Below are 4,192 nucleotides of genomic sequence, written 5' to 3'. Positions count from 1 at the left end.
GAAAGCACGATGATAGCAAACTCCGCCTTGCGGTTATCGAGATCGCTAACCCCACGCACCACCCCCAGGGTTTCACGGCCGCCGTCGGGGGTTTCCGCCGTGGCAATAAAAGCCATTTCCCGATTATAGTCAATCTGAGTGAACCGGGCCAGATCCTGATGATAAAAATCATGTATCAGCCCGAAAAAACGCAGGCGGAAATCCTCGGGATCGATGCGCCGGATAAAAGCATGGTGCTGAGGCTCATCTTCCGGACGAATCGGCCGCAGCAACAACCGCCTCCCCCCCAACACAAGATACTCCTCCAGTCTTTTCGGATAGGGCTGAATCGCCAGCCGCCGATCTCCCGGCAATCCGGTCCGCGCCACCCGCATGCGCGCATCCAGAGCCAGCACCCTCTGGTCATCGACATACAGTGGATTGATATCGAATTCCAGAACCTCGGGCAAATCAATAACGATCTGAGAAACCTGAACCAGGGCCAGGCAGAGGGCGTCAAGATTGGCCGGCAGACGGTTACGGTAACCGGCCAACAGCCGGGCCAGCCGCGTGCGGGAAATCAGCTCCCGGGCCAGCGCCATGTTGAGCGGCGGCAGGGCGATGGCATGATCGTTAATCACTTCAACCGCGATGCCACCCTGGCCGAACAGGATTAAAGGTCCGAACACCGGATCCGTGGTAACCCCGACGATAGTTTCATGAGCACGATGACTACGGGCCATTTTCTGCACCGTAAAACCTTCGATCACGGCTTCCGGGCGCAGCGCGCCGACCCGCTGCCGCATAGCCGCAGCGGCCTTATAAACCTCGGCCACCGTGTCCAGATCCAGAGCCAGGCCCCCGACGTCAAATTTATTGCTGACCTGGGGAGAAAGGATCTTCAGGGCCACGGGAAAACCCAGCTCCACCGCCATCTGCGCCGCCGTCTCGGCGTCCGCAGCAATTCTGGTCTCCACCCCGGCGATACCGTAGGCGTTGAGCACCTGTTTGGTTTCCGGCTCGGTCAACCACTCACGCCCGGCGGCCAGAGCTTTTTCGACAATCATTTTCGCCGTCTGAGAATCGGGGGAAAAATCCTCCGGGACCGAAGACGGAGTTTCCTTCAAGGTTTCCTGATTCTGGCGGTAGGCTACCAGCTGCAAAAAGGCCCGCACCGCGGTTTCCGGAGTACTGTAGTTAGGAATGTTGGCGGCAGCGCAGATTTGCCGGGCTTCAGCGATCGTATCACCCCCGAGCCAACAGGTCAGAATCGAGCCCCTCGACCCACGCAGGAATTCGACCAGAGCCCGAGCCAGACGGCTGCTGTCGAGCAGCGCATTGGGCGAATGCAGGAGCAGTACCGTTTTCACTCCGGTCTCACCCAGAAGCAGTTTGAGCACCGCCAGATAGCGTTCAATCGGTGCATCACCAAGGATGTCGAGAGGATTGGCCGCCTGGCGAAAAGGCGGCAGGCAATCTTCCAGAGCCCTTTTCAAGGCCAGCGGAAAATCCGCCGGCACCCCACCTCCGGCCAGCAGGGCATCGACCGCCATGACCCCGGGACCACCACCGTTACTGACGATAGTCAACTGCCGGTCGATGACCGGTCGCGCCCGGGCCAGGGTTTCAACCGCATCAAAAAGATCCTGGATGGTGTCCACCCGCAGAATCCCGGCCCGGCTCAAAGCCGCGTCATAAACCTCTCCGGCGACCGCCAGGGCTCCGGTGTCGGAGCGGGGCATGGAGCCCGGCTCCGACAGCGCAAAACGTCCACCCTTGACCGCCAGCACCTGTTTGCTGCGCCCGGCCGCGCGCGCCGAAGACATGAACTTCCGGGCATCGCGAATTTCTTTCATATAGAGCAGGATGACATCGGTATGCGGATCGCTGGCGAGATAATCCAGCACATCGCCGAAATCGACATCCGCGCTGTTGCCCAGCGAAACAAAATGGGAAAAACCGATACGATGGGTGCGGGCCCAGTCCAGAACCACAGTACTGAAGGCCCCCGACTGGGAGACAAAGGCGATGTTACCCACGGTCACGCCGCTGTTGACAAAACTTGCGTTCAATCCCAGGCGGGGAATAATCAGACCGGCACAGTTGGGCCCGAGAATCCGCACCATGTGCGGCTGAGCCGCAGTCAGGACGGCGGTCAGCAGATTTTCGCCGTCGCTGCCGCTCAAACGGTGCAGACCAGCGCTGATAATCACCACCGCCCGGGTTCCGGCGGCGCCCAGTTCCGCAACCAGCCCGGGAATGCTTGCGGGCGGAGTACAGAGCAGGGCCAGGTCCGGGGCCTCAGGCAGATCCGCAACCCTAGAGTAAGCGAGCACCCCGGCCACCGCATGATACTTCGGCGTAACCGGCATCACCGGCCCGATGAATCCTCCGGCGAGAAGATTGCGCATCAACGCGAAGCCGATACTGTCGGGATTATTGGAAGCCCCGATCACGGCCACCGAGACCGGCTCGAACATGGCTTTCAGATTGCGAATCGACATAGCCCGGACCCAAAAGATCAGAAGCGTTCAATCAACTTGTTGATCAGATAACCACTTTCCCGAATCGCCTGGTTACTGTAAGCTCCGAACCAGGCGGAGATCGCCTTGAATTCGCTAACAAACCTTTCCCGGCCGACGGCGTTTCCCTCAAGCAGCTCAAGGTTTTGTTGAAAACTATTAAGATAATCCCGCACCAGCGCGAGACGTTCCGGAGTGGCAAAAATAATCTCGCTGTAGAGTTCCGGATCCTGGGCGAAAAGACGCCCCACCATGTCCAGCTCAAGCCGGTATATAGGACTGGAAAATTCAAGGGTCCGCTTCAGGTCAACCCGGCGCAGATAAAGAAAACGCCCGAAAGTAAAGGTGGCGAAATGACGCAGAGCCTGAACAATCGCCATAATCTCATCGTGCTCGTCCGCCGTGGTCCGGACCACAACCCCGCCCCAGGCGGCGAACTGTTCCGCCAGCCAGCGATCCTCCAGACCTTCCCGACCGGGCGTTACCACCACGATCTGGCGCTCTAGGCTCGGGGTATCCGGGCCGAACATCGGATGCAAACCCAGCACCGGGCCGGCAAAATGTTCAAGCATGGCGGCCAGCGTCGGTCCCTTGATACTGGTCAGATCGGCAAGAATACATTTTCCCGGCAGATACGGAGCCAACCTTTTAATGATTGCCGCCGTGTCCGCAATCGGCACACTGACCAAGGCCAGGTCAAGACCGCCACAAAGCTCGGCGACCCGTCCCCAATCCTCGCGTTCGAGAATTCTGACTTCGTAACCCGAGGCCTTGAACCAGCGGGCGAAAAGACGGCCCATGGCGCCGCCGCCGCCAACAATCAGAATCCGGGCCTGCGGTTTGACCCCGACCCGTGAGATTTCAGCGGTCTGAGTCGAACGCGAATAGCGCATAATATTGCGAAAAAGCTCTTCGACATATTCAGGCTCGAGTCCGTTTTGCAAGGCGCAGGCCCGGCGGTTATCGATCAGATCGGCCTCCCGGGCGGGATGACAAACCGGCATCTGGCGCGCTTTCTTCAAAGCAACGACCTCTTCGACAATCTCCTGGCGCCGGGCCAGCAGCTCGATCAGTTGATGATCAAGATCGTCAATTCGTTCCCGCAGCCGGGCCAGATGATCATCCTCCCGCTGCGACGACTCAGTTTCCATCATTGCTTTTGTTCCTATTTTCAAACCCGCCGGAGTTAAACCATAGTATCATAACGCGACGACTTCATGGCAAAACTCCCCCGGCCTTTGGTCGCGGAGCGCAGCGCCGTGGTATAGCCAAAGAGACGCTGCAAAGGCACATCCGCGGTTATCCGGCTGAAATGATCATGATTGTCAATCTCAATAATCCGGCCGCCGCGACTGTTGAGCTCGCCGATAACGTCTCCCAGGCTCTCCTCGGGAACATTGATTTCGGTCTCCATGATCGGCTCCAGCATTGCCGGCCGGGCCGCTTGCAAGGCCTGGCGCACGGCATTGGCGCCCGCCACCTTCAACGCCACCTTGGTAAAATCTCCGGGCTCACCTTCCACCGCAAGAATCGTGAACTCCACGTCGACCAGGGGATAACCCTGCACCGGCCCCGAATGCAGCACCTCCCGCAGACCTTCGATGGCGGCTTGGCGCAAGGGTTCGGCCAGATCCAGCCCCACCCCTTCCCGCCAGCTCACGCTGCTGCCCGCAGCCCGCGGCCGCGGGCTG

At 59.4% G+C, this 4,192-nt stretch carries 3 protein-coding genes; all 3 read right to left on the bottom strand.

Translation table 11 applies throughout. The annotated features are described in order from the left end of the window. The coding region (locus tag ENN66_10675) for a CoA-binding protein (GenBank protein ID HDS17044.1) at nt 1–2,483 on the bottom strand (2,483 nt) is incomplete at its 3' end. A gap of 17 nt (nt 2,484–2,500) precedes the next feature. Next, on the bottom strand, nt 2,501–3,652 hold the full coding sequence (gene tyrA / locus ENN66_10670; protein ID HDS17043.1) for a bifunctional chorismate mutase/prephenate dehydrogenase: 1,152 nt from the start codon (nt 3,650–3,652) through the stop codon (nt 2,501–2,503). 35 nt (nt 3,653–3,687) lie between these two features. After that, a partial coding sequence (gene fusA / locus ENN66_10665) for an elongation factor G (protein ID HDS17042.1) occupies nt 3,688–4,192 on the bottom strand: 505 nt, incomplete at its 5' end.

The sequence above is a fragment of the Pseudomonadota bacterium genome, assembly GCA_011049115.1.
Classification (GTDB): domain Bacteria; phylum Desulfobacterota; class Anaeroferrophillalia; order Anaeroferrophillales; family Tharpellaceae; genus DSCM01.
This window is presented reverse-complemented; position numbering and strand designations above follow the sequence as displayed.